Below are 24,670 nucleotides of genomic sequence, written 5' to 3'. Positions count from 1 at the left end.
CTGTAAGGCCGAAAGGAGCAGCCGCGTCGCGATAGGACCGCGGTTCCAGACAAGACTACGGCTTGCTGCAGCGCAGGCTCCTTGAATGCACAGATGTCATCGAAGAGGGATGGCGCTGCAATCGGTCGATTTTATCAGATTGACGGACAAGCGGAGGTTGTCGGATTGGCACCGAATGGCATTGGCTCACACATCAATGATCTCCAGGAAACTCGCCCTGGCGACCGCTTGGTAAAGCGTCCTGGCGCCGAGCTTGCGCCTGGCCAGGCGGAGATAAAGCCGTATTGTCCCTTCGGAAATCTGTAGTCTAGCGGCAATCTGCTTGGGGATCTCGCCGCGCGCGATAAGCTGCAGGCACTCCCGCTCGCGTCGAGACAACATATCGCGAGCGCCGCTTGCCCGAAGACCGGAGACAAGTACGGCCTTATCATGCAGATAATGGGAGAGAACCTGCAGTTCCCAGATGCTGGCATCACGAAGTCTCCGCCAGTCCGACCGGTTCGCAGCCGACGTTACCGAAAAAAGGGAACGCTCTCCGTTGGCCCCTCTCACAGGCATGGTGAGGCCATGTCTGCCGACGCCAAACCCTCTTGCATCCCTCAAGAAGGCTTTGCCCTTTAGGGATTGCGCGCGTAACGCATGCCAGTCCACCGGGAGAAAGCCGGTACGGCTGATCTCGATGACGGGATCAATTTCGAAATAGTTTCTTCGTAAATAGATATCCGTCCATGCGGGCGGATAGGTCGTGCAGAAGAAGGGATAGGGAAGGGGAGAAATACCGGCACGAACGACAAGCAAAGTTGCATGTGCAAAGCCATATCCGCGGCGGATTTCCGAGAGAACGAATTGCAAGTCATCAGCCTGCCGCGCATTTTCCAGTGTGTTCAGCACAGATGACAGTCGCATTTCCTCTGCATGCGGCCGCGCCATCAGCCTTTTACTCGGGCAGTGCAGCGTTTGACGAAACCCATTCCCAGCCCGCCACTATCCAATGATCATCTTCGAAATCTTGTCGGATCTGGTGGCCGAACGTGCTTGTGGTCTGAATGCACCCCATCCGAATCCGTCAGAATACGCGATCTCCAAAATTGTCGGCCGATGACACATGAGCAATATGAGGATTCATCAAGTCTGGCGGCAACATGGAAGGCCGGCGCCCCAGGGAGTTACGAGCATTGAACTTCATGTTGCTTGGGACCATGCAAGGAGCCTCGTAGCCAAGGAGCCGAGCCGCGAGCGGCCGCTTTCTGTGTTCTACCGTCGAAACCGAAGTTTGATTCCGACACCGCCGAACTTGCTCGAAACAAAAAAAATAGTACCCGTTAAGCGCGAATGACGCTATCATAAATTGTTCATAAACACCGGGAAATGCGAGTCACGGCGGGAGGCCGTGGTCGCTGAGATAGTCTGGCGTTGCGGAACCCGGCACTTTGCGAACAGACGAAAGGGAGGACTGACGCAACCGGACTGGAGACAACTTTATGGATAGTGATCTTCGCTCTCTCATCGACATGACTGAGACCGCCCACGATGAACGCATGGTCAAGAGCGCTCTGAAGACATTCACTCATTCATGTGGCTTCGAGCGTTTCGCGTTTCTGCGGACCGAGGGCCTACAAATCCGAACATTCAATTCGTATTCGGAGGAATGGCAGGGCGTTTATTTCGAAAGTCAGTATTCGTTAATCGACCCAGTTATCACCGAAGCCAAACGTCGCATGGACATGTTTAGCTGGAGGGCCGACGACTGGCCGGCGCGGGGATCCTCTGAACTCAGGCGCTTTCGAGACCAGGCAATTAAGCATGGCATTCGTAGCGGCGTGACGATACCCGTCGCAGGAAGCTTCGGCTCCACGATGATGCTGACCTTTGCGTCCTCTGCACAGTCCGCAGACATTTCGAAACTTCAGGATCGGCAAAAGGCGATTCATGCAGTTCTCGCGGTCCACTACGGCCTGAAAATCATCGCCGCCTCTACCATTTTTGCACCAAAGCGATTGCTTTCTCCCCGGGAAGCCATGTGTGTCATGTGGGCCGCGAAAGGCAAAACCGCTCCAGAAACCGCCACCCTGACGGGGATCAATGCGAGGACGGTGCAGCATTATCTTGATAGCGCGCGTCGCAAGCTCGAAGCTGCGACGGTTCCACAACTTGTCGCAATCGCAAAGGATCACGGATTGGTCTAATCTTCACTTCTCGTCGTCGAGCGGAACCTCAGGGACATAACCGAGAATGTCGATGATTTCCGAAAGCTCTTGCTGTTGTGCCTCGGATTTCTTCTGGCGCGCGAGATATTCGTCCTGCAGACTGGCGAGGACATCGTCGGAGACCGACGGGTCCGCCGACGCGCGGGTCCATTCTTCATAAACGGCCTCGTCCGCGACAAGAAGGCGGCGGTGTTCAAGGATTGCGGAAACAGCCAACGCTTCCAGCTTCGACTCTGGCATCGACCGGTAGCGAGATTCACGCGCGGCCTGTTCGTCTGCCTCGGATGAGCCGGCCTCAATCATCCCTGTCTTCTCCTGCTTTATTTTTGCGGTCGCCAATATCCGAGGCTTACTGGCATCACGCATGGTTGCGGTCGATTACCAACTTTCTGAAGGTCGAAAGGGAAATTGATTTTTTGCGGGTCATCGCCCAACATGCGCACCCTTTGGCGTCCCACATGGCCTTGATTTTGCGAACAAAATAGCTTTGTCGAGTATACTCCGTGGTGAAATACTCTGCAAGCGGTTGCTCTCTCGATCATGGAGATTCGAGAGGTGCTTGCACGAAACTTGAAAGCTGCGCGTCTGGCCAAAGGCTTGTCGCAAGAAGAACTCGCGCATCGAGCAGGTATTGACCGAACCTACATCAGCTCCCTGGAACGCAGCATATACAATGCCAGTATCGACGTGGTGGATCGCTTGGCAAAAGTCTTAGAAACAGAAGCGTCTGATCTGCTGAAACGGCGGCCGGAAAAGAAGTGAAGCCGCGATCCTGACTGACGAAAATTGTCGCAGGACTTTACGATAGATATCGCCTGAACTATATATTCTCCACAAGGAGAATGATTATGGCCACCGCTACTCGCGCTTACACGCCCACCGAAGCTGCAGCGCTCAGCGAGATTGCAGTAAAGTCGGTGCATAATGCAATCGACAAGCGGATCATCGCTGCCCATTTAGGACGTGGAGGGCGGGAACTTACCGACGAGGATCTATTGCGCCTCAAGCTCTGGTACGGCGTCGGATCGATCCTCACGGCCGAGCGCCGCAAACGATTGTTCGAGACAATTGACCGGAATCCCGACGCCGATACGGTGAGGGCGGATGACTATTTGATCGTCGACGTAGCGCGGGCGAGGGAGCAGCTGGCCGCGCGTGCAGACGCCCTTCGAGAGGCCGAGCAGAAGATCCAGACTGTGAAGGGCGTCGCGGGCGGCGAGCCGGTGTTCACCGGAACTCGAATTCCGGTGCGCATGATCGCTGCTATGAGACAGCAAGGTGCCAGTACGGCAGAGATCGTCGAGGGCTATCCTTCCGTCACAGCGCGGATGGTGGAACTCGCCGAAATTTGGGCGGCGGCTCACCCTGCTAGAGGGCGCCCAAAAAAGCTGTCGGAACAGGGATTGAAGGTGAAATCGGTGAAGCGTTTGCCGCTGGCCAAAGTTGATTCCTGAAAATCCTCGGGCGCCGCTTCTTGAAATTCCTTATCGATGAATGCCTGCACACCTCGCTCGTGGCTGTGGCGCAAGAACACGGCCACGACTGCTTTCATGTCAATTGGCTTGGTCTTAGCGGCGAGACTGATTGGGATCTGATGCCTCGCATTGTCGCCCATGATTTCACGTTCGTGACGAACAACGCGCGCGACTTTAGGAAACTCTACGCGAAAGAGGAGCTGCATGCCGGCTTGGTGATCATCGTACCGCAGGTCCTGCCAGGTTTGCAGCGCGATTTATTCATGGCGGTGCTGCAGGAACTCGCCGATTCCCAAGAGATCGTGAATGAAGTGGTGGAGATTGCCATCGAAGATGGTGAGGTTATCCTGACGCGCTATGCGCTGCCGGAATAACGTCAATTTCCGCCAATGCGGGAGAGATCGATCCGAATTCCCGCCCGATCAACCTCCTCATTCGTATCCGATTGCTTTTCCGGTGTCGCCACTGCCTCGTCATCGACCGAATTCACTTGGCTTTGCCGCGGCAGTTTTATGGCACCTCCCGGATCCGCTGCGTGGAATACGCTTACGCCTTCAAATTCGCCCGTTTTCCAGGCATAAACGGCATCTTCGAAAATCTGCGGGAAAACCTCTTCGCTCTTGGGGTTGCCGTACCACCTGGCTACGATCCTTAGAACCTTGGCGAACAGTGCGGTTCCTTTATGAAGGTTTTCGCAAGGCTCCACGAGGTCCGGCAACAAGTCGGCAGCGTCCTTGGAGCCGACGCCAGCGGGGAGCTGCGTCAGGCCGACGCGAACGACGGCCTGTCCGACATATTGCCTCGCGATCGCCATTGCCTCGTCGACCGACTTCGCCTTCGGCACGAGGACCAACCGGCCGCCGGATTTGACCGTGACGGCGAAGGGATCCTCCGAGCCTGCGGCTTCCACGAACTGCTCGACGACCGGGGGCCTGAGTGAAGGATCGGCGCATTCCTTGATAAACGTAGGATCCAACATGACGTCTCCTCGGGCTTCAGGTGTTGAACGAAAAAACGAGCGGTTTTGCGAAGAGCTTTGCCCAGGCGATGGCGCTAGCGTGCTGGATCGCAACGATAGACGTCCCTCTGGTCCACCATCCGTTGCCGACGGCGATGATCAGGTCGGGGTCGTCGAGCATCGATTGCAGCACCGGCCAGACGATCAGTTGCTCGTAGCAGATCAGCGGCGCGCCTCGCGCACTCCCAAGATCGACAATGGGATTTGCGAAGAAGTGCGCTCTCGCTCCGCCGCTCTGGCCGAACCACGTCCGCCAGGGCTGCCACATCGAGCCCGGCACCGGCATGCGTTCGCGATAGAGGACCCTGGCGTCGGTTGCGGAGATGGCAACGAGCACGTTGTCGTAGCCAGCCGCATCCACTGTGGTAGCCCCAGTGACCGCCGTAACGTCCGTTTCTTCAAGAGCCTTGACCCACAGCCGTTCGACCGACGGCGTCCAGAAGCCCAAGGCGCTCTCGGGCAGCACGATCATTGGGCTGCCGCCAACTCCATGAACCTTCACCGTTGCAATCAGATCACGGTGGCGTTGAATGCTGGTGTCACGGCCGAGCGATGACCCCATTTCGAGATCGACGCCCTGCCAACCATCGGGTAGATGCGGCCCGGTCCAGGTAGCGGCGGACCAAAGCCAAAAGCCTGCGAAGGCGATCATGACAGCCGGCCACATGCGGGTTACGAGGCCCATGAGGCCGGCTGTCGTTGCCGCCAGTCCCCACCATCCCCATCCCGGAAACAGAATGCCGGCCGCCGTCACCGGATGTGCCCAGCCGATGATACCGAGGGGTGGAAATGCCATGAGGACCATCGCAGCAAGATAGTGATATGGGCGAACACGGGAGCGCTTTGTCCAGAGGGCCGTATGCACGCCAACAAAACTCACAGACGCACACAACCATAGCAACAGACCGGGCCAAAGGTCCGACGAATAGAAAGTTGCGACGCCCTGCGGCAGACCACGTGACGCCGCAAGAAAGTATCCGGCAGAAACAAGCGCCGCCACCCATCTCGTTTGCGCCCGCGCCCAAAGAATCGGGAACGCCAGTGCGGTCGGAAGCAGCAAGATATGACCACTCCATCCAACTATTCCGGCGACAATCGAAACTGCGATAAGCGGTACCGGCTGGAAGCGATCATGGCGCATAGGTCAAAACCGGTTGCGCGAGCCCCAGGATGCCGGAAGCGGGGAGAGGGCCGAAATAGCGGGAGTCAAAGGACCCAGCGAAAGCCGAATGAAGGAAGATGCAGCCCGCTGGCACGATCCCTCCGCCGAAAGGCGTCAGCGACCGTCCCTCACCATCTCGCTGTGCAATGGTGGAGGAGGCAACCGGGCGGCCATCCACGGTCACACTGGCGCCGACGTCGACCCGTTGTCCCGCAACGGCCATGACCATCTTGATCAAAGGTGCAACCCCACTTGGGCACAAGCCGGAGCGCAGATAGCCGCGACTGCGCGCCTCCTGCATGGGTGGCGTCCGAGGCGGGCAAACGAAGACCAGATCGCCAACGGCCGCCGGGCGATCGAGTTCGACGATGCGCCAGAGACCGAGTGGCTCGCTGGGCGTAAGATTGAGCCGAAAGCCACCGAGCCAGGCGGCCGTGATCGCGCCGAGAAGTGCCGAAGTGATTACCGCCAAGATAAGAGGCAGAGCTTTTCCTGGTCGCCTCAACGACGATGCTTCAACAAGAAAAATGTTCATTTCAGCGACAGCCCCTCGGTCCTGCTCAGGCGAAGCGTCTCGGCCTGTTTCAGGGCTTCGACCGTTCGCTCATTGGCGTTCAGCTGCTGCACTGTACGCATCAGGCTCCATGCCGATTGGACCTCCGCCTTCTGAGCTGGGTTCATGCCCGCCGTGACCGACCTAAAGGTTTCCCCGTTCGCCTCTTTGGCGGCCAGGGGCAGGAGGGTCCGTTCACCGAAACGCTCGGCAACCGCCTTGGCAAATCCCTCCAGCTCCGCCTTCACCATTTTATCGGCAAGCGCGAACTCGAGCGCCGACGGAAGATCGTTTCGATCAATGGCGTCGCGCACCCGCTCGAGCGTCTGGCGTGCACCTGGCGACAGCGCCGGAATGTCGATTGCGACCCTGCGACGAGCCGCTATTTCATCAGCCTGAAACCGCTGTTCCGCCTGTCTGCGCTGACGCAGGTAATCGCTGAGACTCTGCACCAGGGTTGGCACATTGCCTTCCGCCCACTCGCGTTCCTGCTTGTCGGCGCGGCTTGTGAGCAGGCCGGTCTTCCCCTTGAGGGTACCAAAACTTTCCGGCTCGTCGGCGATCTTCGCCAGTGTCGATCTGGCGGTCGCTCCATCCTTCAGCATGGCGTCGACGTTGACGGCCTTGAAGGCGGCTTCCGGCTGCGCATAGACGAGATGGAAGCGGGTCGAGACGTCTTCCCATTGCTTCTTGAGACCGGGATCGGCTTCGACCTTTTCGGCAACCGCTTGCTCGACCGTTTTCGTAGATATCGTGATGCCGGCAACCATTGGGCTGACCTCATTGGTGCTTGGGGATTGGGTCGGTTTGGGGCTGGCACTGAGGCCGAGTTGGACGCCGACGGCGAGGAGCCGGTGGGCAAGACCGGCGAGTTTCTGTTTCTGGCGGATCGTCCATTCAACCCGGTCGCGGACAACCGTTCGGGCGACATTGACGATATGGAGGCCGCGGGCTTCGGCAAAACGCAGTGCCTGGCGATAGAGACTGCCCTTCTCGTAGTCGAGCGTGGTTTCCTTGGCTTGTCTGCGTGACAGGATCTCGACCAGGCCGCCGGCCAAAGCAAAGGATCGGGTACCGTAATAGACGCGGAGATCCTCGCGATGACGGGTCATGGCCACATAGGTCAAATGCCGATCAAGCGAGAGTGACGCGAGCACCTTCACTCGGTCGACGGTAGCGCCCTGGCTCTTATGGATCGTGGTGGCATAACCATGGTCGAGATTGTTGTAGAACCGCTGTTCGACGATAATCTGTCGCCGGTGCTCGCCCTCGCCTATCTCGGCGACAATACGGTTTTGAGCGGTTTCGACGACCTTGCCGAGCATGCCGTTCTTGACGCCGAGCGATCCTTCGTTCTTCAGAAAGACGATCTGGTCGCCGATGGCGAAGTTGCGGTGCCCGTCCTCCGTGCGGAATGCAAAACCTTCACCAAGGATGCCACGCGTGACGAGCTCGGCCCGCGCCATGTCGTTGAGCATTCGCACATCGCGCCGGAGGTGGGCAAGGATCAATGTCGTCTTCGTCGGGTCGAAGTCCCGACTCCAATCAGCGATAAGCCTATCGGCTGCCTCGTCCTTCAGCCTCAAACCGATCATTCGGCCATGAACGGTATAGGCACCGATAGCCTTGCGGATGTTGCCGCGGGCGAGGTCGAGCGACGCATCGCGCATCCATTGCTCGCGCTGGCGATAGATGGTCTCGAGTTCGGAGTAACCTATGCGGTCGGCAATCGCCCGGAACGCGGCGCCGGCTTCGATCGGCTGGAGCTGTTCGGGATCACCAACCAGGACAAGCTTGGCGCCGGCCTTGGTCACCGTCTCGACCAGCTGCGCCATCTGCCGCGACGACACCATGCCGGCCTCGTCGAGAACGAAGACCGTCTTTGCGTCAAGCTGGTTTCGGCCGCGGCTCCAGCGAAGCTCCCAGGATGAAAGCGTACGCGAGGCGATCCCTGCTTCCTTCTCCAGCCCTTCGGCAGCCTTGCCGGCAAGTGCGCCACCCACGACACGATAGCCCGCGGCTTCCCACGCTTCACGCGCTGCCGTCATCATCGTGGTCTTGCCGGCGCCGGCACGGCCTATGATCGCTGCGATCCGTTCGGGTCCAGCGACATGTTCGATCGCTGTCCTCTGCTCCTCCGATAAGCGCGAATGGCGCGCGAACGTCCTCTCGAGCACTGCTTCCCGAACGCCATGTGAAGATCGCCCTGAGAGCCAGATTGCACCGTTGGCCATCTCTGCTTCAAGCCGGATCAGCTCGCGCGTCGTGTACCTGGCCGGCACTCGGGTTCCGGTCGCGAACGAGATCCTCTCGCGCTCGAGACGGAGCGCTTCAGGGCTCTGCACGACGCGAACCATCAGGTTTTGGAAAAGGACGGCATCGTCAATATAGCGATGCAGGATCTTCGCAACGTCTTGGACATCGAAGACGCTCTTCTCGCGGGTGATCAGGTCGAGGACGATGTCCGGCCGGCGCTGTATGCGTCGTGCGTTCTCGCTTCGCCGCTTCTCCTGCAGCTCGATCCGTTCGAGCTTTGGCGGCCCTGCCGACGACTTGATCTTCGCCTGCTCGGCCTTCCGGTCGATAGCCGTCGCGCCGACACCGACATGGATGGTCGGCTCCACGTCGACACCCTGTTTTTCGAAGGACCGGCCATCGACGCGAATATCGAGCCCGGTCATCGCCAGATGCCGGTTTTGGCAGGCGAACCAGCCATCGCGAAGAATGTTGAAGTCGTCGGGGCTGCCAGCCCAGAGTTCGTAGACGATCTTGCCGGCGTCGTTGCGGATCGGGTTTCCGTCCAGGCCGCGAACCGCAACCTTCTTGGCACCGAACCCGTCCTCAGTGAGCGGCCTCAACGTCGTCATCAGATGCACATGCGGGTTGCCCGGTGCATCGTGATAGACCCAGTCGGCGACCATTCCGTTAGCGGTGATGTGCCGCTCGACGAAATCCCGAACAAGCGCGATATTCTGCTCGGCCGTCAGTTCGACGGGCAACGCGATCGTCACATCCTTGGCGAGTTGGGCATCGGATCGCTTCTCGAAAACCTCGACCTTGTTCCAGAAGGCTTCCGACGCACCTGAGACCGGACGATCGGCGATCATCGACCGCAACCATTCGGGTGCGTCTGAGGGGATGACGAACTCCTCATGCAGGAGGCCTTGCTTGCGGGTGTAGTCGATCGTCCGCGCTTCCCGCTCGTAGTCCATCTTGGCGCAGTGGCGATAGGCCGCCGACAGCACAGCGCTGCGGCCGGAGCCACGGGCGACGACGCTGACGGAGAAATGAGGTACGGCCACGGCGGCATAAGCTCCCGAATGCGAATGAAATCGACGCGTTTGTCGGGAGCGGCGGCCCTACCGGGGGTTTCTCAGCAACACGTCGCATCAGCGACGTATAATTGCGCCCTTGGAACCCGCTCCTTCGGAACGGCCGGGATCATTCACCAAAGCATCACCTCTGGCGATTGTAGGATTCACCGTAGTGCGTCTCGCTCTCTCATCCGAAAGACTGGCTTTCAAAGACACGCTTTCTCAGCCAGGAGACGATCGGAAATGAAGAGACCTTCCTCGAAAATCCGCGACGAAATCGCCAAGCTGCAGGAGCAGCTCAAGGCTGCGGAAACCCGCGAGGCCGAGCGGATCGGCCGCATTGCGCTGAAGGCTGGTCTCGGAGAAATCGACATCGATGAGGCGGAACTTCAGGCAGTTTTCGAGAATATCGCGAAACGCTTTCGAGGAGCCCAGGATGACGCGAGCAGGGCCACGAGCGGCGGGAAAAAAGGCGATGGAGGAGGCATCGCGGGTGTGTCGACCACAATGGTCCCGCCTGGCGCGGCTCAGAGCGGCAATGGCGAGGCTTGAGCGTATGGCCAGAACGACGACATCCGATGCCCGCAAGAAGGACACGCGCGAGAAAATCGAACTCGGCGGCCTGATCGTCAAGGCGGGCTTGCGATACGAGAAACGCGCGCTCCTGCTCGGAGCGCTGGTCGAACTCCGCGCGCGGCTGAAGTCGGACGAAGGCGAGCGGGCGCGGTTGATCGCAATCGGCGTGGAGGCGTTCAGCGATGACAATGAGTAAGCTTGCTCTCGCCGCCGCGCCGATCGTGCTGATGATGCTTGCCGTCATCGGCATGACCGGGATTGAGCAATGGCTTTCGGCCTTCGGTAAGACGGAGGCCTCCAGGTTGACATTCGGCCGGGCCGGAATCGCCATCCCCTATGTCACCTCAGCGGCCGTCGGCGTGATCTTCCTGCTCGCGAGCGCTGGCGCGACCGGCATCAAGTCCGCAGGTTGGGGCGTCGCTGCGGGAAGCACGGCGACGATCCTTATCGCTACGATACGCGAGACAACACGCCTACTGCCGCTTGCCGGTCAGGTACGGGTGGGCAGGTCCGTCGCATCATATCTCGATCCTGCCACGATGATCGGCGCTGCGGTCGCACTGATGGTGGGAGGCTTTGCGCTGCGCGTCGCGCTGATTGGCAATGCGGCTTTCACACACGCCGAGCCGAAACGCATCCGAGGACAACGGGCACTCCATGGGGAGGCCGACTGGATGAAGATGCAGGACGCGGCAAAGCTCTTTGCCGACTCAGGCGGCATCGTCATCGGCGAACGCTATCGGGTCGACAAGGATAGCACGGCGGCGCGCCCGTTCCGCGCCGATGATTCCAACACCTGGGGCGCCGGCGGCAGGTCACCGCTGCTGTGTTTCGACGCCTCGTTCGGCTCTTCGCACGGTATCGTGTTTGCCGGTTCGGGCGGCTTTAAGACGACGTCGGTGACGATCCCAACGGCCCTTAAATGGGCCGGCAGCCTTGTTGTGCTCGACCCTTCGAGCGAGATCGCGCCAATGGTACATAGGCATCGCAAATCCGCCGCACGTTTCATCCGCATTCTCGATCCGAAGGAACCTGAAACCGGTTTCAATGCGCTCGACTGGATTGGCCGGTTTGGCGCAACCAAAGAGGAGGATATCGCCTCGGTCGCATCATGGATCATGACCGACAGCGGCGGCCCACGTGGTATCCGCGATGACTTTTTTCGCGCGTCGGCGCTTCAGCTGTTGACCGCGCTGATCGCCGACGTCTGTCTGTCTGGTCACACCGATGAGGAGCACCAGACCTTGCGCCAGGTTCGTTCCAATCTGGCGGAGCCGGAGCCGAAACTGCGCGAGCGGCTGCAATCCATATACAACAATTCGAATTCGGATTTCGTGAAAGAAAATGTCGCCGCGTTCGTCAACATGACGCCGGAAACCTTCTCCGGCGTTTACGCCAATGCGGTCAAGGAAACGCACTGGCTATCCTACACCAACTATGCCGCGCTCGTGTCGGGCTCGACCTTCTCGACCGACTCGCTTGCGAACGGCAAGACCGATGTGTTCATCAACATCGACCTAAAGACATTGGAGACGCATTCCGGCCTTGCGCGAGTCATCATCGGTTCGTTCCTCAACGCGATCTACAATCGCGACGGAGAGGTTCAAGGCAGGGGGCTCTTCCTCCTCGATGAGGCGGCGCGGCTGGGTTACATGCGCATTCTGGAGACCGCGCGCGATGCCGGCCGAAAGTACGGCATCACGCTTGTCATGATCTACCAGTCGATCGGTCAGATGCGGGAAACCTATGGCGGCCGCGATGCCGCAAGCAAGTGGTTCGAAAGTGCGAGCTGGATCTCATTCGCCGCGATCAACGACCCGGACACCGCTGACCACATCTCGAAGCGCTGCGGCGTGACCACGGTCGAGATCGATCAGGTCAGCCGCAGTTTCCAGTCGAAGGGATCGTCGCGAACACGGTCGAAACAGCTTGCCGCCAGACCACTGATCCAGCCGCATGAGGTTCTCCGCATGCGCGCCGATGAGCAGATCGTGTTCACCGCGGGCAACGCACCGCTTCGATGCGGCCGCGCGATCTGGTTCCGACGTGACGACATGAAAGCCTGCGTGGGCACGAACAGGTTTCATAAGGTCGAAAAGCCGTCGGAAGCCTCTGTGATCGAGGCGGTGCGCGCAGCGAGCAAGGCTGATCCGGGACAATGAAGAGTATCGGAGAAATCAGCGTGAGCGCCGCCCCGCAGGGCGGGATTTCGGGAATTCTCGTCGTGCAAGGAGCGGGAACAGGGCAGCCGCAGGAGCCTCGATATCGTGACCCGAAGGGGAGGCGGGACCGACTGCGCCCCGCGCCTCGCACACCGTTTGGCCGGCCGTTCCGCTAACTCGTCTCGCATCGCGGAAAAAGGATGATCCCTTTTCCACCGCAAATGAGAAACGACGGCAACAGCGTTGAAGCAAGCTGCTGCCGCTGCTGCCGGCCCGAGATCACTCACGAATGAAATGGCCGACCTCGATGCGGAAGTCGCTACCTTGCGGCGTCAGCTTGCAAAGAAGCTCATCGAGCAGAACGCGCAATTGCGCAAGATCCCCGCTAGCTTCGACGCGCGTTAATCGCGCGCTGCTATTCGGATAGGGGAAAAGGCTCCGCCGATGGCGGAGCCCCGTTACGTCGATCAATCCCGGTTTGGGCGGGACCAGATGAGCTGGAGACCGTCTTCGCCTTCCACCTCGGCAAGCGTTGCGTAGATCGGAGCCGGGAAGCTCGGATCGTCCAGCTTGACCGAGAGGTAATCGCGGCCTTGCTCGGAGGTCTTCTGCCAGGCGGCGCCGAGTTCAACGCTGCCGACGTAGACGCGGAACTGCGGGCCCTTGTCGGAAGGGTTCTCGATCCGGGCGATGCGGGCCTTGATGTTGAGGGCGAGAGTGCGAATGGAGCCGGTGAAGCCGTTTTCGGCGGAGGTGAAGGTACCGATGGTTGCCATTGTCGTATTCCTTTCTTGTGTATCGGGCCGCGCCCATCGCGGCCTCGATGGCTGTCGCAAAGACCGGTGGCGATCGGACCGCACCCGATAGGGCCGCAATGAAATGGAGGGCGGCAAGTCGCCGATTTGTTAGTGGGCGAGGAGGAAGGTGCAGCCTTCCGGGGTAAGAAATCGGCGAGTTGTCGTTGCGGGAAGACGATCGAGGCGCAGCCGGTCTCCGGTCAGACATGCCTCATCGAGCCCGCAGATGGGTTGCCGGAAACTCTCACGGAAGGGATATTGCAATGGCGTTCCGCCGCATTTGCCTTGGGTGGGGATGCTAGCCTGCGCCATGCCGCACTTGCACCGTCGTCGTTAGACGCTTCAATTGGGGAACGGGCCCTTCGCAAACATCGGCCGGCTTGCCACCACGCCTCGTGCGATGTCGTTGCCCTCGCGAATCGCTACCTGGAGGATCAATGCGTCAGCAGACCAAGCCGTCCATCGTTGAACGCAAACCGTCCCGTAAACCTAAACTCGACGCTTCAAAAACGTCGATCTGGGAAGGCTTGGTGCTAACATCGCACAAGGTATCAAGGAGCAGCGGATATGGACCACGCGGCCGCCACCGGTGGTGACGACCACGCTTGAACGGGAGGCCGCGGCCTTCACATCCGCTTCCGGCTGCTGGGAATGCAGAAAGCTCACAGCGCGTTTCGCATGCGCTGCCGCCTGAAAGATCGCCCACTTGTCGTTGGCCAACTCCGAGAGCCACTACTGCAGATAAGAAGCATGATCCGGCCGCGGCTCGAGCTCCGGCGCGACACCGAGGTCGGCGCAGAGGAAGCAACTGCCAAGTTCGGCGATGAGTTCTTCCCGCGCCCGCTCCGTCCGGTCCTTGGCATAGCGCGACAGGTCACGTCCCACGCGATGTTCTGTCGGCGTCTAGTGGGTCGCCTCATGGCTGAGGACGGCCGTGTATCCGGCAGCGTCGCGAAACGCCTCAAAGGGCGGCATCTGGATGTAGTCCATGACCGGGGATAGTGGGCCTGATTGCCGCCGTGCCGAATGACTGCGCCGATATCGGGGAAGAAGCAATCGGCGCTCGCGATCCGCTCGAGCCTGCCCTCGCGCAGAGAGGCTGGGTCGGACGCCACTCGGCGCGACAGGCCTTGAAACGCCCGACCGCCGGTTCAGATCGCAGCGAACAAGGAGGGCAGTCCGGCACGGGTCCGATGCCAATCCCGAACAACGAGAAGGACCGTGGCCGAGCCCTCAATGCCGATGACATCGAAGTCAGGCAACTTCAGCACCAGCGCCCTCGTTTCGGGTCCGCCTATGTCGCGGCTTGAGAACGGATCGCGCTCAGCGACTGGTTATATGGCCGCAGCAGCGGTGATCGCAGCGACGAAACCGCTGCGTTGGATAGATTTATCCCCTTGCGGCACACCTATAAAAACGGCCTTCCGCTGGTGACGGAGGCCTCGACCGAATCTAGGATGGGATGTAACCCAGGTTCGCTACTCTGACCAGCGAGGACGGCAGGATGCAGCCCTCATGTTGCCATCGTTTGTTATGAACAACGGATCGCCGGCATACGGCATGACTCGGATTGACATGAGGAATTTCTCGATGCTGAAGACCACCATTGCCACAGCAATTGGCATGTTCGCTCTCGCTCCACTTGCCAATGCCTCGAGCGACGCCGCTTGGAATGCCCTCTTCGCTAAGGCGAACGGCACCTGCATCGGTCAATCTCGCATGGTCTCTCCCGAGGCGACCGCACCAGTCGTTTTCGATGATGTCATCGGAAAGATTGCCATTCTGCTCCGCGAAAAGAACCCGGAGTCCAAGAAGATGGTCAATATGATCTGCCTATACGACAAGAAATCAGGCAAGGCTTCGATCGCTGAATATCAGTGGTTGGCGCAGTAAACGCGGCTACTCACTCCCGGAACGAGTTTGTTTCCAACATTTCTAGGGTGTCGCCCGGCGGGATCGTCTCAACCTCACGACCGTCCGCGTTCGTCTGCCGCTGGACGGCACTTGTTATTGGTAGCTCTGACGTAGCCAGAAGACTCGCCGGGAACGGTAGGGGCGTTTAACCGCCACGTGGTAGGGCAGGGCTTGGACGAGGTCATCCATCACGGGTCGGGACTGCCGATCATCGTTGCGCAAAGATCGCAAAGTGGCGACCCGCTCGACAGGCAATGTCATGTTGGTTTTTCCGAAATGCTTGCGGAACTGGGTTAGATCGCATTCCAATGGCCAAACTGCTTGTGATCCACAACGACGTCCGGGCGGCGCAGGATGTTCAGTTCCAGACTAAGCCGTTGACCATGTCGCTGGGAGCGGCCTTGACGCCTCCATTCTGCCCTACTCGCCGCGTGGCAGGCGTGGCGAGGAACAGTTTGAAGGCGGCGGCAACTTTGGCCAGAAAACGCTACCTGCAAGAGTCTGCTCACATCAGAGGCCAAATCGTACTCGAACCGACTTTCCGCGAGTATACAGCGACCGCGAATCGCACCGCCGCATTGTAGGATTCTACAACTGCCGCACGATTCCAATCTGTGCTGATTTCTCCGCAGAAGAAACAACGACGGAGAAGTTCATGCGAGTTGTCGCGTTCTCAACGCCCCGGACGATCCAAGAGGCACATCTCCTCCACAGCCATCACAAACTTCGTGCCCATGTGTTCTCCGGTCGCTTAGGCTGGGACGTCAAGGTAACTGCGGGATGCGAGTCAGATGTATTCGACGCTCTTGGGCCGACTTACGTCCTCGCGATTTCTGACGGTGGCCAAGTTGCGGGATGTGCAAGGCTGCTCCCGGCGCTTGGTCCGACCATGGTGACGGAGGTCTTTCCCTCGCTTCTCCCGAACGGCCAGCTGAATGCGCATAACGCAATGATCGAAAGCTCCCGCTTTTGCGTCAACACTGCGCTTAAGGAGGGCAGGGGAGAGGGCTCAGTGCATGAAGCGACCCTGACCATGTTTGCAGGCATTATCGAATGGTGCATGGCGAACAACTTCGCGGAAATCGTTACGGTGACCGATGTCCGCTTCGAGCGAATACTCGCTCGTGTCGGTTGGCCGCTCCAACGCTTGGACGAACCCAGGAAGATCGGTGATACCATGGCAGTAGCCGGTATCTTGCCTGCCAATGACAGGACGTTTCAGAAGCTCCGCCCCTTCAGCTACCGCTCGGAATTCACCCCTAGCAGCCAGGCAGCGTAAGGAGAAATCGGTGAACCAGCTTCGTTCTCACCCCCGGCTTGTCCGCAAACTTCAAGAAGCGCTCGGCGATCAGCTCTGTGTAGCGCTGGATGACGCAACCGTCGTCGAGATCATGCTCAATCCAGATGGAAAGCTTTTCATCGAGCGGCTGGGGCACGGTATCGCTCCGGCCGGCGAGATGTCGTCGGCAGCAGCTGAAATGGTGATCGGCACCGTGGCCCACGCACTTCAATCGGAAGTCGACACGCAACAGCCGATCATCTCAGGCGAGCTCCCGATCGGCGGTCATCGGTTCGAAGGTTTGCTGCCGCCGGTGGTGACCAAGCCTGCCTTCACGATTCGCCGGCGCGCCTCGCGTCTGATCCCGCTCGACGATTATGTGCGCTCCGGCGTGATGACACCGGATCAGGCCTCTACGATCCGAAGCGCTATCTCCTCCAGGCTGAACATCGTCATTTCCGGTGGCACGGGCTCGGGCAAAACAACCCTCGCGAATGCGGTGATCGAAGAAATCGTCAAGAGCGCACCGGAGGATCGGCTCGTCGTTCTGGAAGATACCGCCGAGATCCAATGCACGGCCGAGAATGTCGTTCTTCTTCATACCAGTGACGCAGTCGACATGGCGAGGCTCTTGAAGAGCACCATGCGCCTGCGTCCCGATCGGATTGTTGTTGGAGAAGTCCGTGACGGTGCCGCTCTCACATTGCTTAAAGCATGGAACACTGGCCACCCGGGCGGCGTGGCAACCATTCACTCAAACACGGCCATATCCGCGTTGCGGCGGCTTGAGCAACTCACCGCCGAGATGAGCCAGCAGCCGATGCAGGAAGTGATCGGCGAAGCAGTCGATCTCGTCATCTCCATCGAACGGACACCGCGAGGACGGCGCGTTCGCGACGTCATCCAGGTCGAGCGCTTCACCAACGGCCAATACGAAATCGAATCCGACCCGCTCACCGAAAAAGAGGAAGCACCCCATGTCGCCTAAGAACGTGAGTTTCACCATTGCGCTGCTTGCCATGCCTTTCGTTCTTGCCACCGTTGCGCCCGCGTTCGCTAGTTCCGGCGGCAGCCTGCCGTGGGAGGGGCCATTGCAGCAAATCCAGGAATCGATCACCGGTCCGGTCGCTGGCGCCATTGCACTGGCCGCCGTGGCCATCGCCGGCGGAATGCTGATCTTCGGCGGCGAGCTCAACGATTTCGCGCGACGACTGGTTTATGTCGTTCTCGTCGCCGGCATCCTGCTCGGCGCCACCAATATCGTTGGCCTGTTCGGCGCCACCGGCGCTTCGATTGGACTGCCTGATGGGCAGTTCACATCGACCCGACAGCCCTCAGAGGGGGAGAGGATTCATGGCTGACTCCCTGTCCAGCCTGCAGCGCAACCGCATCCACCGTGCGCTTTCGCGTCCGAACCTCCTACTGGGGGCCGACCGCGAACTGGTGCTGCTCACCGGTCTGGCCGCAGTCATCCTGATCTTCGTGGTGCTGACCGTTTATTCGGCGCTTTTCGGCGTTGCAGTTTGGATTGTCGTCGTCGGACTTCTCAGGACGATGGCGAAGTCCGACCCGTTCATGCGGCAGGTCTACATCAGGCATATTTCCTACAGGCCCTATTACAAGGCGACCACATCACCTTGGCGCCGGTATTGAGGAGACGGCCATGGCAGCACTCAAACGCTTCCGCGCGACCGGTCCATCCTTCGCCGACCTCGTTCCCTATGCTGGCCTCGTCGACAATGGCGTGCTCCTGCTGAAGGACGGGAGCCTGATGGCCGGCTGGTACTTCGCCGGGCCGGATTCGGAAAGCGCAACCGACCTCGAACGCAACGACCTGTCGCGGCAGATCAATGCAGTGCTGTCGCAGCTTGGAAGTGGCTGGATGATTCAGGTCGAGGCCATCCGCATTCCGACGGTCGACTATCCATCGGAAGATCGTTGCCATTTCCCCGATCCGGTCACGCGTGCGATCGATGCAGAACGCCGGGCGCATTTCGAGCGCGAGCAGGGGCATTTCGAGAGCAAGCACGCCCTCATCCTGACCTACCGGCCGCTTGAGTCCAGGAAGACCGCCCTCAGCAAATATATCTATTCGGATGAAGAGAGCCGGAAGAAATCCTACGCGGACACGGTGCTGTTCGTTTTCAAGAACGCCGTCCGTGAAGTCGAGCAGTATTTCGCGAACACGTTATCGATCAGACGGATGGAAACCCGTGAGACGATCGAGGGGGGAGGGGAGCGGGTTGCCCGCTATGACGACCTGCTTCAGTTCGTCCGCTTCTGCATTACCGGCGAGAACCATCCAATCCGGCTTCCGAATATTCCCATGTATGTCGACTGGATCGCGACGGCCGAACTTGAGCACGGCCTGACACCGAAGGTCGAAAACCGCTGCCTTGGCGTCGTGGCGATCGACGGTCTGCCGGCGGAGAGCTGGCCAGGCATTCTGAATAGCCTCGACCTCATGCCGCTGACCTATAGATGGTCCTCCCGCTTCATTTTTCTCGATGCGGAGGAGGCGCGGCAAAAGCTCGAGCGTACACGCAAGAAATGGCAGCAGAAGGTCCGGCCGTTCTTCGACCAGGTATTCCAGACGCAAAGCCGGTCGATGGACCAGGATGCCATGACGATGGTGGCCGAGACGGAGGATGCCATCGCTCAGGCCTCATCGCAACTGGTTGCCTACGGCTATTACACGCCGGTCATCGTGCTGTTCGACAGCGATCGCGAGGCGCTGCAGGAAAAGGCTGAAGCAATCCGCCGGCTGATTCAGGCTGAAGGCTTTGGCGCTCGGATCGAAACGCTCAACGCGACCGACGCCTTTCTCGGCAGTCTGCCAGGCAATTGGTACTGCAATATACGCGAACCGCTGATCAACACGAGAAACCTCGCGGATTTGATCCCGCTCAACTCGGTGTGGTCGGGAAACCCGATCGCCCCATGCCCGTTCTATCCACCGAATTCGCCGCCATTGATGCAGGTCGCCAGCGGCTCCACTCCATTCCGGCTCAACCTGCATGTCGATGATGTTGGCCATACGCTGATTTTCGGACCAACCGGCTCCGGCAAGTCAACGCTTCTGGCGCTAATCGCTGCGCAGTTCCGGCGATACAGCCAAGCGCAGACCTTTGCATTTGACAAAGGAAGCTCGCTTTTGCCGCTGACGCTCGCAGCTGGCGGCGATCACTATGAGATTGGCGGCGACGCCGAAGGAGACGATAGGGCCTTAGCCTTCTGCCCCTTGTCCGAACTCGCAAGCGACGCCGATCGGGCCTGGGCGACGGAATGGATCGAGATGCTGGTCGGCCTGCAGGGCGTCACCATCACGCCCGATCATCGCAACGCCATCTCCCGTCAGATCGCACTGATGGCGAGTGCCTCCGGTCGTTCGCTTTCGGATTTCGTGAGCGGCCTGCAGCTGCGCCAGATCAAGGACGCACTGCATCACTACACCGTCGATGGGCCGATGGGGCAGCTCCTCGATGCGGAGCAAGACGGGTTGACCCTTGGTGCCTTCCAGACCTTCGAGATCGAGCAGCTCATGAACATGGGCGAGCGGAACCTCGTCCCGGTCCTGACCTACCTGTTCCGCCGGATCGAGAAGCGCCTGGACGGGTCTCCCAGTCTCATCGTCCTCGACGAGGCTTGGCTGATGCTCGGCCATCCCGTGTTCCGCAACAAGATCCGCGAATGGCTGAAGGTGCTGCGCAAGGCCAACTGCGCAGTGGTCCTTGCGACCCAATCCATCTCGGACGCCGAGCGCTCCGGGATTATTGATGTCCTGAAGGAGTCGTGCCCGACCAAGATTTGCCTCCCGAACGGGGCCGCTCGTGAGCCGGGAACGCGGGAGTTTTATGAACGGCTTGGTTTCAACGAGCGCCAGATCGAGATCGTATCAGGCTCGATCGCCAAGCGCGAATATTACGTGGCAACCCCGGAAGGCCGGCGCCTCTTCGACATGTCACTTGGGCCGGTCGCGCTGAGCTTCGTCGGCGCCTCCGGCAAAGAAGACCTGAAGCGCATCCGCGCACTGAAATCCGAACATGGCCGCGATTGGCCAATCCGCTGGCTTGAAACGAGGGGAGTTCACGATGCCGAATCGCTACTCAAGTCCGATTAGTTGGCTCGCCTGCCTGGCAGTCGCTACCCTGACGATCGGAGCCGCCGCTTCAGCACGGGCGGGGACCGCCACCGGTGCTGCGACGGAATGGACGCAGCTCGCCAACAATGCGCAACTCGTGGACCTCATGAAGAGTTCGGGCATCCAGGTCGACAATCAGCTGACGCAGATCAGCCAGCTCGCTGAGCAGATCGAAAACCAGCTTAAGATCTACCAGAACATGCTGCAAAACACGGCCCAGCTTCCTGGTCATGTCTGGGGACAGGTCGAAAGCGATCTCAAGCAGCTGCGCAGTATCGTCGACCAGGGGCAGGGCATCGCGTTTTCGATGGGCAACGCCGACGACGTTCTTCAGCAGCGTTTTCAAAGCTATGCCGATCTCAAGACCAACTTGCCGGATAATGCCACATTCTCCTCGACCTACCAATCCTGGTCAAATATCAATCGCGAGACCATTGCCAGCTCCCTGAGAGCGGCGAGCCTGACGGCCGGCCAATTCGACAGCGAGGAGGAAACGATGTCCTCGTTGAGATCGATGTCCGAGACGGCCGATGGGCAGATGAAGGCGTTGCAGGTCGGGCATGAAATTGCCGCCCAGCAAGTCGCGCAGATACAGAAGCTTCGCGGTCTCGTCTCCCAGCAGATAACGATGATGGGAACCTGGCTCCAGACGGAGCAGACCGACAAGGATTTGGCTCAGGCGCGGCGTGAAAAGTTCTTCAATGCTGAGGTCAAGAGCATTCCCGAAGGTCAGAAAATGGAGCCCCGCTGGTGAGCCGCGCCGTCCTCATTGGCCTGCTGCTTGCCGCCATCGCTGCGATCCTATTGATTGCTGATTTCACGGGCACAGCCAAACCGGCCCTCAGCGAGGAGCAACGTGCCCTTCGCGAGAAATTCTTCGGCTCCGGCAAGGAGTTGCCACCAATCAAGGACGGTCAGGAGATGCGTTCAAGATGGTGAAGAGGAATTTTGCACGTTCATTCCTGATCACCGGACTTGTCTGCCTCGCCTGCGCGGCACCGGCGTTCGCACAGCAGGGACAGGTCCTCACAGAGCTGGAAAACCAGGTGTCAGCTGCTGCGAAGGGATGGGAGACAACCATCACGGATGCGGCGAAATCGCTGTTCTGGATCCTCGCGACGATCGAGATCGGGATCGCTGCGGTCTGGCTCGCGATCCAGGCCGCCTCACTGGATAGTTGGTTCGCCGAACTCGTAAGGCGGATCATGTTCATCGGGTTCTTTGCCTTCGTTCTCACGCAAGGCCCGACGTTTGCACGTGCGGTGGTTGACAGCCTTTTTCAGATCGGCTCAGGCGGGGGTTCAGCTTCACCCGCCGAAATATTCGACGCCGGCATCCGGGTCGCCTCGCAAATGTCACAACAGGCGAAATTCGGGGTTTTCGAGGACAATTCGTTGGCGATCGCGGCTGTACTTGCCATGGGTGTCGTCGTCATTTGCTTTTCCCTTGTCGCAGCGATCTTTGTATCGGTTATGGTCGAGATGTATGTTGGTCTGCTCGCCGGCATGATCATGCTGGGGTTGGGCGGTTCGTCCTACACGAAAGACTTCGCCGTCCGTTACCTCATATATGCCTTCGGCGTCGGCATGAAGCTGATGGCGCTGGTGATGATCGCCAAGATCGGGTCGCAGGTCCTCTTAGGGCTAGCGAATGCTCCTACGGCATCGTCCGATCAATTCGTGACCACTTTATCGATCGCCGGCATTTCCGTGGTAGTCTTCATCATCGCCATGTATGTGCCGAACATCATTCAAGGCGTTGTCCAGGGAGCCCCCGTCAGCGGCGGCATGGAAACGATCCACCATGGTGGGCAGGCGGCGTCCTTCGCCACCGGCGCTGGGTTCCTCGCCGCGGGCGCTGCCGGCGCCGGCTTCGCGGTGGCCCAGGCCGCGCGGGCCGCCGGCTCCTCCGTCGCTGGTGCAGCACTTCGCGGCATCGGTGCGGGCTTCAGTTCGGGTGCGCAGGCAGCCGGCTCAGCGGCCAAGGAAAAGGCAATCGGCTCTCCCGGCGCCTATGCCGGCTCCATTCTCGGACTTGCCAACGCGAAGCTCGATGAACAGCGCAGCGGCCACAGCGGACCCAAGCCGCTTCCTGAACGCAATGACAAACCGTAATCACGAGGGAAAGGATAAATGGCAGCGAACCGCGCCCCTGATAATCCGTATCTTGCCGCACGCCTCGAATGGAACGAACGCTATGGCTCCTATGTAAAGGCGGCCGCCGCTTGGCGGATCGTCGGCATCCTTAGCCTGGCGATGGCCGTGATCGGCTTCGGCTACGCAATGTATCTTAGCACCCAGGTGAAGCTTGTCCCCTACATTGTCGAGGTTGACAAGCTTGGAACCGCAGTAACAGCTGGCTTCCCCGAACAAATCGAATATGCCGATGTGCGCGTGGTGCGCTCGACGCTCGGCAATTTCGTCACCAGCTTCCGCTCAATCACGCCCGATGCCGTGGTGCAGAAGCAATACATCGATCGAACCTACGCCCTTCTTCGCAACTCCGATCCGTCGACTGAGAAAATCAACGCCTGGTTCCGTGGCAATTCGCCTTTCGAGAAGGCGAAATCTTCGACAGTTGCCATTGAGGTCAACAACATCGTGGCGCTTTCAAATCAGACCTACCAGATCGACTGGACGGAATACGAGCGGGACCGGAAGGGCAAAGAAACCGGGACACGGCGGTTCCGAGGCATCGCAACGGTCGCGCTGACCGCGCCACAGGATGAGGCGACGATCCGCCTCAACCCGCTCGGCCTCTATGTCCGGGATTTCGATTGGACGGCACAGCTTTAAGGGCAGGGATATCTGAATGCAAAAAACAGGATTGATCGCGGCCGCTGGCTGCATAGCCGGACTCGCCTTTGTGGCGGGTGCGCAGGCGCAAAGCATGACGAACAATGAGGTGAAGGGCACGAATATCTCTCGGAAATGGCGGGGAACGTCCGGCCTGGTGACCACGGGGGCGGATGGCAAAGTCATCTTCCTATTCGGCGAGACCCAGCCCTCCGTCGTCTGCTCGCCGCTTCAGGTCTGCGATATTGAGCTCCAGGGGGGCGAGATCGTGCGCGACGTCTTGGTCGGCGACACCGTGCGGTGGAAAGTGGAACCAGCGACCTCAGGCGCCACCGGAGGCCAGGCGATTCACCTGATCGTCAAGCCGTCTGAACCCGGTCTTGTGACCTCGATGGTGGTCACGACATCTCGACGCACCTACCACATTCAGCTCAAGTCCCATCCTAGTCAGTACATGGCGCGTGTCGGCTTCGAATATCCGGAAGATGTTTCGACCAAGCTTGCAGACATCAATGCGAGGCTCGAGATAGGCGGCATTCCGGGAGCGGCGCCGGACAAGCTGAACTTTTCCTTCTCCGTGAGCGGCAGCGCACCCTGGAAGCCGAAGCGGGTCTATTCGGACGGCGTGAAGACCTACATCCAGTTCCCGAGAGTTATCTCGGGCCAGGATGCGCCGGTACTCTTCGTCGTTTCCGGCGGTCAAAACCGGATCGTGAACTATCGGATGAAGAACGACATGATGACCGTCGACTATGCGATCGACAAGGCGATCCTCGTTTCGGGCGTCGGCTGGCGGCAGCAGAAGATCACCATTCAGCGGGGAGGGTGATCGATGGGTAAGATCTTCGGATTTCTGATCGTGGCAGCGCTACTCTCCAGTTGCCAAACGGCCGACGACGCGCTGACCACGAGCTCAGCTCCTGTCGCCATCACCGGAGCCGCCGAGAGTGCCATTGCTGGCGATATGGCAAGCCGGCTCGCCGAGCAGATCGGCTCGGCCGGTGCGACGGCGATCAAGATGGAAAAGGACACCTCGGAATTCGCGACCGCACTCGAGGCAGCCCTGAAGGGGTGGGGCTACACGGTCGTCACCGACGGCAAGGTTGCAAAGGAAGTCAAGCCGGTCGAACTTGCCTATGCAATTGACGGCTTCGACGGGCAGGTTCTTGCTCGTCTGTCGACACCTTCCATCGTTCTCGGTCGTGCTTATACGACAACGGCGGCTGGCGCCACGCCGGCCAGTCCGCTTTCGATCATTCAGCGCAACTGAAGGAGGC

At 59.6% G+C, this 24,670-nt stretch carries 27 protein-coding genes and 2 pseudogenes; 20 read left to right on the top strand and 9 right to left on the bottom strand.

Annotated elements, in window-relative coordinates:
- Window positions 1–186: 186 nt before the first annotated feature.
- Window positions 187–906, bottom strand: coding sequence for a LuxR family transcriptional regulator (locus DQ393_RS16735; RefSeq protein ID WP_112343061.1), 720 nt, complete (start codon window positions 904–906; stop codon window positions 187–189).
- 575 nt (window positions 907–1,481) lie between these two features.
- Here DQ393_RS16735 and DQ393_RS16730 point away from each other — a divergent pair.
- Window positions 1,482–2,186 carry an autoinducer binding domain-containing protein gene (locus DQ393_RS16730; RefSeq protein ID WP_112342879.1) on the top strand — a complete coding sequence of 235 codons (705 nt, stop codon included), beginning with the start codon at window positions 1,482–1,484 and terminating at the stop codon, window positions 2,184–2,186.
- 3 nt (window positions 2,187–2,189) lie between these two features.
- Here DQ393_RS16730 and DQ393_RS16725 read toward each other — a convergent pair whose 3' ends face one another.
- The gene (locus DQ393_RS16725; RefSeq protein ID WP_112342878.1) at window positions 2,190–2,510 is read right to left on the bottom strand and encodes a transcriptional repressor TraM; all 321 of its coding nucleotides are present in this window, start codon (window positions 2,508–2,510) and stop codon (window positions 2,190–2,192) included.
- A 237-nt stretch (window positions 2,511–2,747) separates the two neighbouring features.
- Here DQ393_RS16725 and DQ393_RS16720 point away from each other — a divergent pair, with 237 nt between their 5' ends.
- The 3 genes from DQ393_RS16720 to DQ393_RS16710 all read left to right on the top strand — a co-directional run bounded on the left by DQ393_RS16720 (window position 2,748) and on the right by DQ393_RS16710 (window position 4,056).
- Window positions 2,748–2,969 carry a helix-turn-helix domain-containing protein gene (locus DQ393_RS16720; RefSeq protein WP_112342877.1) on the top strand — a complete coding sequence of 74 codons (222 nt, stop codon included), beginning with the start codon at window positions 2,748–2,750 and terminating at the stop codon, window positions 2,967–2,969.
- An 86-nt stretch (window positions 2,970–3,055) separates the two neighbouring features.
- Window positions 3,056–3,661 (top strand): DUF433 domain-containing protein, encoded by a 606-nt coding sequence (locus DQ393_RS16715; protein ID WP_112342876.1) that lies wholly within the window; start codon window positions 3,056–3,058, stop codon window positions 3,659–3,661.
- 20 nt (window positions 3,662–3,681) lie between these two features.
- Window positions 3,682–4,056 carry a DUF5615 family PIN-like protein gene (locus tag DQ393_RS16710; RefSeq protein ID WP_112342875.1) on the top strand — a complete coding sequence of 125 codons (375 nt, stop codon included), beginning with the start codon at window positions 3,682–3,684 and terminating at the stop codon, window positions 4,054–4,056.
- 2 nt (window positions 4,057–4,058) lie between these two features.
- Here DQ393_RS16710 and DQ393_RS16705 read toward each other — a convergent pair whose 3' ends face one another.
- From DQ393_RS16705 to traA, 4 genes are read right to left on the bottom strand one after another with little or no spacing between them, the layout of a single operon-like run.
- Window positions 4,059–4,661 (bottom strand): TraH family protein, encoded by a 603-nt coding sequence (locus tag DQ393_RS16705; RefSeq protein ID WP_112342874.1) that lies wholly within the window; start codon window positions 4,659–4,661, stop codon window positions 4,059–4,061.
- 16 nt (window positions 4,662–4,677) lie between these two features.
- Window positions 4,678–5,841, bottom strand: coding sequence for a conjugal transfer protein TraB (locus tag DQ393_RS16700; RefSeq protein WP_112342873.1), 1,164 nt, complete (start codon window positions 5,839–5,841; stop codon window positions 4,678–4,680).
- Complete coding sequence (traF, locus tag DQ393_RS16695; RefSeq protein WP_112342872.1) at window positions 5,831–6,397, bottom strand: conjugative transfer signal peptidase TraF; 567 nt, start codon at window positions 6,395–6,397, stop codon at window positions 5,831–5,833. Before traF ends, DQ393_RS16700 begins: the two co-directional genes overlap by 11 nt.
- The gene (gene traA, locus DQ393_RS16690) at window positions 6,394–9,717 is read right to left on the bottom strand and encodes a Ti-type conjugative transfer relaxase TraA (protein ID WP_112342871.1); all 3,324 of its coding nucleotides are present in this window, start codon (window positions 9,715–9,717) and stop codon (window positions 6,394–6,396) included. The genes traF and traA overlap by 4 nt, the downstream gene beginning before the upstream one ends.
- Before the next feature lie 255 nt (window positions 9,718–9,972).
- On the opposite strand from traA, the gene traC reads away from it, so the two are divergent.
- The 4 genes from traC to DQ393_RS33480 all read left to right on the top strand — a co-directional run bounded on the left by traC (window position 9,973) and on the right by DQ393_RS33480 (window position 12,872).
- Window positions 9,973–10,281 carry a conjugal transfer protein TraC gene (gene traC / locus DQ393_RS16685; protein WP_112342870.1) on the top strand — a complete coding sequence of 103 codons (309 nt, stop codon included), beginning with the start codon at window positions 9,973–9,975 and terminating at the stop codon, window positions 10,279–10,281.
- Between the two features lie 4 nt (window positions 10,282–10,285).
- Window positions 10,286–10,501 (top strand): type IV conjugative transfer system coupling protein TraD, encoded by a 216-nt coding sequence (gene traD / locus DQ393_RS16680; RefSeq protein WP_112342869.1) that lies wholly within the window; start codon window positions 10,286–10,288, stop codon window positions 10,499–10,501.
- On the top strand, window positions 10,488–12,467 hold the full coding sequence (gene traG, locus DQ393_RS16675) for a Ti-type conjugative transfer system protein TraG (RefSeq protein ID WP_112342868.1): 1,980 nt from the start codon (window positions 10,488–10,490) through the stop codon (window positions 12,465–12,467). The genes traD and traG overlap by 14 nt, the downstream gene beginning before the upstream one ends.
- 243 nt (window positions 12,468–12,710) lie before the next feature.
- A complete protein-coding gene (locus DQ393_RS33480; protein WP_181592384.1) occupies window positions 12,711–12,872 on the top strand; it encodes a hypothetical protein in 162 nt (53 codons plus the stop codon).
- A 62-nt stretch (window positions 12,873–12,934) separates the two neighbouring features.
- Here the strand turns inward: DQ393_RS33480 and DQ393_RS16670 are convergent, their stop codons facing one another.
- Window positions 12,935–13,243, bottom strand: coding sequence for a DUF736 domain-containing protein (locus tag DQ393_RS16670; RefSeq protein WP_112342867.1), 309 nt, complete (start codon window positions 13,241–13,243; stop codon window positions 12,935–12,937).
- A 636-nt stretch (window positions 13,244–13,879) separates the two neighbouring features.
- Window positions 13,880–14,343: pseudogene (locus DQ393_RS33865) on the bottom strand (zincin-like metallopeptidase domain-containing protein); the annotation flags it as partial.
- A 511-nt stretch (window positions 14,344–14,854) separates the two neighbouring features.
- Between DQ393_RS33865 and DQ393_RS16655 the strand changes: the two are divergent.
- On the top strand, window positions 14,855–15,157 hold the full coding sequence (locus DQ393_RS16655; protein ID WP_112343060.1) for a hypothetical protein: 303 nt from the start codon (window positions 14,855–14,857) through the stop codon (window positions 15,155–15,157).
- Between the two features lie 186 nt (window positions 15,158–15,343).
- Here DQ393_RS16655 and DQ393_RS33860 read toward each other — a convergent pair.
- Window positions 15,344–15,567 (bottom strand): annotated as a pseudogene (locus DQ393_RS33860) (IS30 family transposase); the annotation flags it as partial.
- Window positions 15,568–15,833: 266 nt separating this feature from the next.
- Between DQ393_RS33860 and DQ393_RS16645 the strand changes: the two are divergent.
- The 11 genes from DQ393_RS16645 to trbH are packed head-to-tail and all read left to right on the top strand — an operon-like array spanning window position 15,834 to window position 24,663.
- A complete protein-coding gene (locus tag DQ393_RS16645) occupies window positions 15,834–16,457 on the top strand; it encodes an acyl-homoserine-lactone synthase (RefSeq protein WP_112342866.1) in 624 nt (207 codons plus the stop codon).
- 10 nt (window positions 16,458–16,467) lie between these two features.
- Window positions 16,468–17,445 carry a P-type conjugative transfer ATPase TrbB gene (gene trbB / locus DQ393_RS16640; protein WP_112342865.1) on the top strand — a complete coding sequence of 326 codons (978 nt, stop codon included), beginning with the start codon at window positions 16,468–16,470 and terminating at the stop codon, window positions 17,443–17,445.
- Window positions 17,435–17,818 carry a TrbC/VirB2 family protein gene (locus tag DQ393_RS16635; protein ID WP_112342864.1) on the top strand — a complete coding sequence of 128 codons (384 nt, stop codon included), beginning with the start codon at window positions 17,435–17,437 and terminating at the stop codon, window positions 17,816–17,818. The genes trbB and DQ393_RS16635 overlap by 11 nt, the downstream gene beginning before the upstream one ends.
- Entirely contained in the window at window positions 17,811–18,110 is a 300-nt protein-coding gene (locus DQ393_RS16630) for a conjugal transfer protein TrbD (RefSeq protein ID WP_112342863.1), read from the top strand. Before DQ393_RS16635 ends, DQ393_RS16630 begins: the two co-directional genes overlap by 8 nt.
- Window positions 18,111–18,120: 10 nt before the next feature.
- Window positions 18,121–20,577 carry a conjugal transfer protein TrbE gene (locus tag DQ393_RS16625; protein WP_112342862.1) on the top strand — a complete coding sequence of 819 codons (2,457 nt, stop codon included), beginning with the start codon at window positions 18,121–18,123 and terminating at the stop codon, window positions 20,575–20,577.
- A complete protein-coding gene (gene trbJ / locus DQ393_RS16620) occupies window positions 20,549–21,352 on the top strand; it encodes a P-type conjugative transfer protein TrbJ (protein ID WP_112342861.1) in 804 nt (267 codons plus the stop codon). The genes DQ393_RS16625 and trbJ overlap by 29 nt, the downstream gene beginning before the upstream one ends.
- Window positions 21,349–21,537, top strand: a complete 189-nt coding sequence (trbK, locus tag DQ393_RS16615) for an entry exclusion protein TrbK (RefSeq protein WP_112342860.1) — start codon at window positions 21,349–21,351, stop codon at window positions 21,535–21,537. The genes trbJ and trbK overlap by 4 nt, the downstream gene beginning before the upstream one ends.
- Window positions 21,531–22,712: a P-type conjugative transfer protein TrbL gene (trbL, locus tag DQ393_RS16610; RefSeq protein ID WP_112342859.1), complete on the top strand. Its 1,182-nt coding sequence runs from the start codon at window positions 21,531–21,533 to the stop codon at window positions 22,710–22,712. The genes trbK and trbL overlap by 7 nt, the downstream gene beginning before the upstream one ends.
- A gap of 18 nt (window positions 22,713–22,730) precedes the next feature.
- Complete coding sequence (locus DQ393_RS16605) at window positions 22,731–23,393, top strand: conjugal transfer protein TrbF (protein ID WP_112342858.1); 663 nt, start codon at window positions 22,731–22,733, stop codon at window positions 23,391–23,393.
- A gap of 16 nt (window positions 23,394–23,409) precedes the next feature.
- Complete coding sequence (gene trbG / locus DQ393_RS16600) at window positions 23,410–24,222, top strand: P-type conjugative transfer protein TrbG (protein WP_112342857.1); 813 nt, start codon at window positions 23,410–23,412, stop codon at window positions 24,220–24,222.
- A gap of 3 nt (window positions 24,223–24,225) precedes the next feature.
- Window positions 24,226–24,663, top strand: coding sequence for a conjugal transfer protein TrbH (gene trbH, locus DQ393_RS16595; protein ID WP_112342856.1), 438 nt, complete (start codon window positions 24,226–24,228; stop codon window positions 24,661–24,663).
- Window positions 24,664–24,670: the final 7 nt, after the last annotated feature.

The organism is Martinezella tropici (genome assembly GCF_003287875.1).
Classification (GTDB): domain Bacteria; phylum Pseudomonadota; class Alphaproteobacteria; order Rhizobiales; family Rhizobiaceae; genus Rhizobium; species Rhizobium tropici_C.
Note: the sequence above shows the minus strand (reverse complement) of the source record. Positions and strands in the feature narration are given on the sequence as shown.

What these genes read in the sequence shown, in the direction of transcription:
- DQ393_RS16735 (WP_112343061.1), bottom strand. Translation starts at nt 906, where the DNA reads ATGCGACTGTCATCTGTGCTGAACACACTGGAAAATGCGCGGCAGGCT.
- DQ393_RS16730 (WP_112342879.1), top strand. Translation starts at nt 1,482, where the DNA reads ATGGATAGTGATCTTCGCTCTCTCATCGACATGACTGAGACCGCCCAC.
- DQ393_RS16725 (WP_112342878.1), bottom strand. Translation starts at nt 2,510, where the DNA reads ATGATTGAGGCCGGCTCATCCGAGGCAGACGAACAGGCCGCGCGTGAA.
- DQ393_RS16720 (WP_112342877.1), top strand. Translation starts at nt 2,748, where the DNA reads ATGGAGATTCGAGAGGTGCTTGCACGAAACTTGAAAGCTGCGCGTCTG.
- DQ393_RS16715 (WP_112342876.1), top strand. Translation starts at nt 3,056, where the DNA reads ATGGCCACCGCTACTCGCGCTTACACGCCCACCGAAGCTGCAGCGCTC.
- DQ393_RS16705 (WP_112342874.1), bottom strand. Translation starts at nt 4,661, where the DNA reads ATGTTGGATCCTACGTTTATCAAGGAATGCGCCGATCCTTCACTCAGG.
- DQ393_RS16700 (WP_112342873.1), bottom strand. Translation starts at nt 5,841, where the DNA reads ATGCGCCATGATCGCTTCCAGCCGGTACCGCTTATCGCAGTTTCGATT.
- traF (WP_112342872.1), bottom strand. Translation starts at nt 6,397, where the DNA reads ATGAACATTTTTCTTGTTGAAGCATCGTCGTTGAGGCGACCAGGAAAA.
- traC (WP_112342870.1), top strand. Translation starts at nt 9,973, where the DNA reads ATGAAGAGACCTTCCTCGAAAATCCGCGACGAAATCGCCAAGCTGCAG.
- traD (WP_112342869.1), top strand. Translation starts at nt 10,286, where the DNA reads ATGGCCAGAACGACGACATCCGATGCCCGCAAGAAGGACACGCGCGAG.
- traG (WP_112342868.1), top strand. Translation starts at nt 10,488, where the DNA reads ATGACAATGAGTAAGCTTGCTCTCGCCGCCGCGCCGATCGTGCTGATG.
- DQ393_RS16670 (WP_112342867.1), bottom strand. Translation starts at nt 13,243, where the DNA reads ATGGCAACCATCGGTACCTTCACCTCCGCCGAAAACGGCTTCACCGGC.
- DQ393_RS16655 (WP_112343060.1), top strand. Translation starts at nt 14,855, where the DNA reads ATGCTGAAGACCACCATTGCCACAGCAATTGGCATGTTCGCTCTCGCT.
- DQ393_RS16645 (WP_112342866.1), top strand. Translation starts at nt 15,834, where the DNA reads ATGCGAGTTGTCGCGTTCTCAACGCCCCGGACGATCCAAGAGGCACAT.
- DQ393_RS16635 (WP_112342864.1), top strand. Translation starts at nt 17,435, where the DNA reads ATGTCGCCTAAGAACGTGAGTTTCACCATTGCGCTGCTTGCCATGCCT.
- DQ393_RS16630 (WP_112342863.1), top strand. Translation starts at nt 17,811, where the DNA reads ATGGCTGACTCCCTGTCCAGCCTGCAGCGCAACCGCATCCACCGTGCG.
- DQ393_RS16625 (WP_112342862.1), top strand. Translation starts at nt 18,121, where the DNA reads ATGGCAGCACTCAAACGCTTCCGCGCGACCGGTCCATCCTTCGCCGAC.
- trbJ (WP_112342861.1), top strand. Translation starts at nt 20,549, where the DNA reads ATGCCGAATCGCTACTCAAGTCCGATTAGTTGGCTCGCCTGCCTGGCA.
- trbL (WP_112342859.1), top strand. Translation starts at nt 21,531, where the DNA reads ATGGTGAAGAGGAATTTTGCACGTTCATTCCTGATCACCGGACTTGTC.
- DQ393_RS16605 (WP_112342858.1), top strand. Translation starts at nt 22,731, where the DNA reads ATGGCAGCGAACCGCGCCCCTGATAATCCGTATCTTGCCGCACGCCTC.
- trbG (WP_112342857.1), top strand. Translation starts at nt 23,410, where the DNA reads ATGCAAAAAACAGGATTGATCGCGGCCGCTGGCTGCATAGCCGGACTC.
- trbH (WP_112342856.1), top strand. Translation starts at nt 24,226, where the DNA reads ATGGGTAAGATCTTCGGATTTCTGATCGTGGCAGCGCTACTCTCCAGT.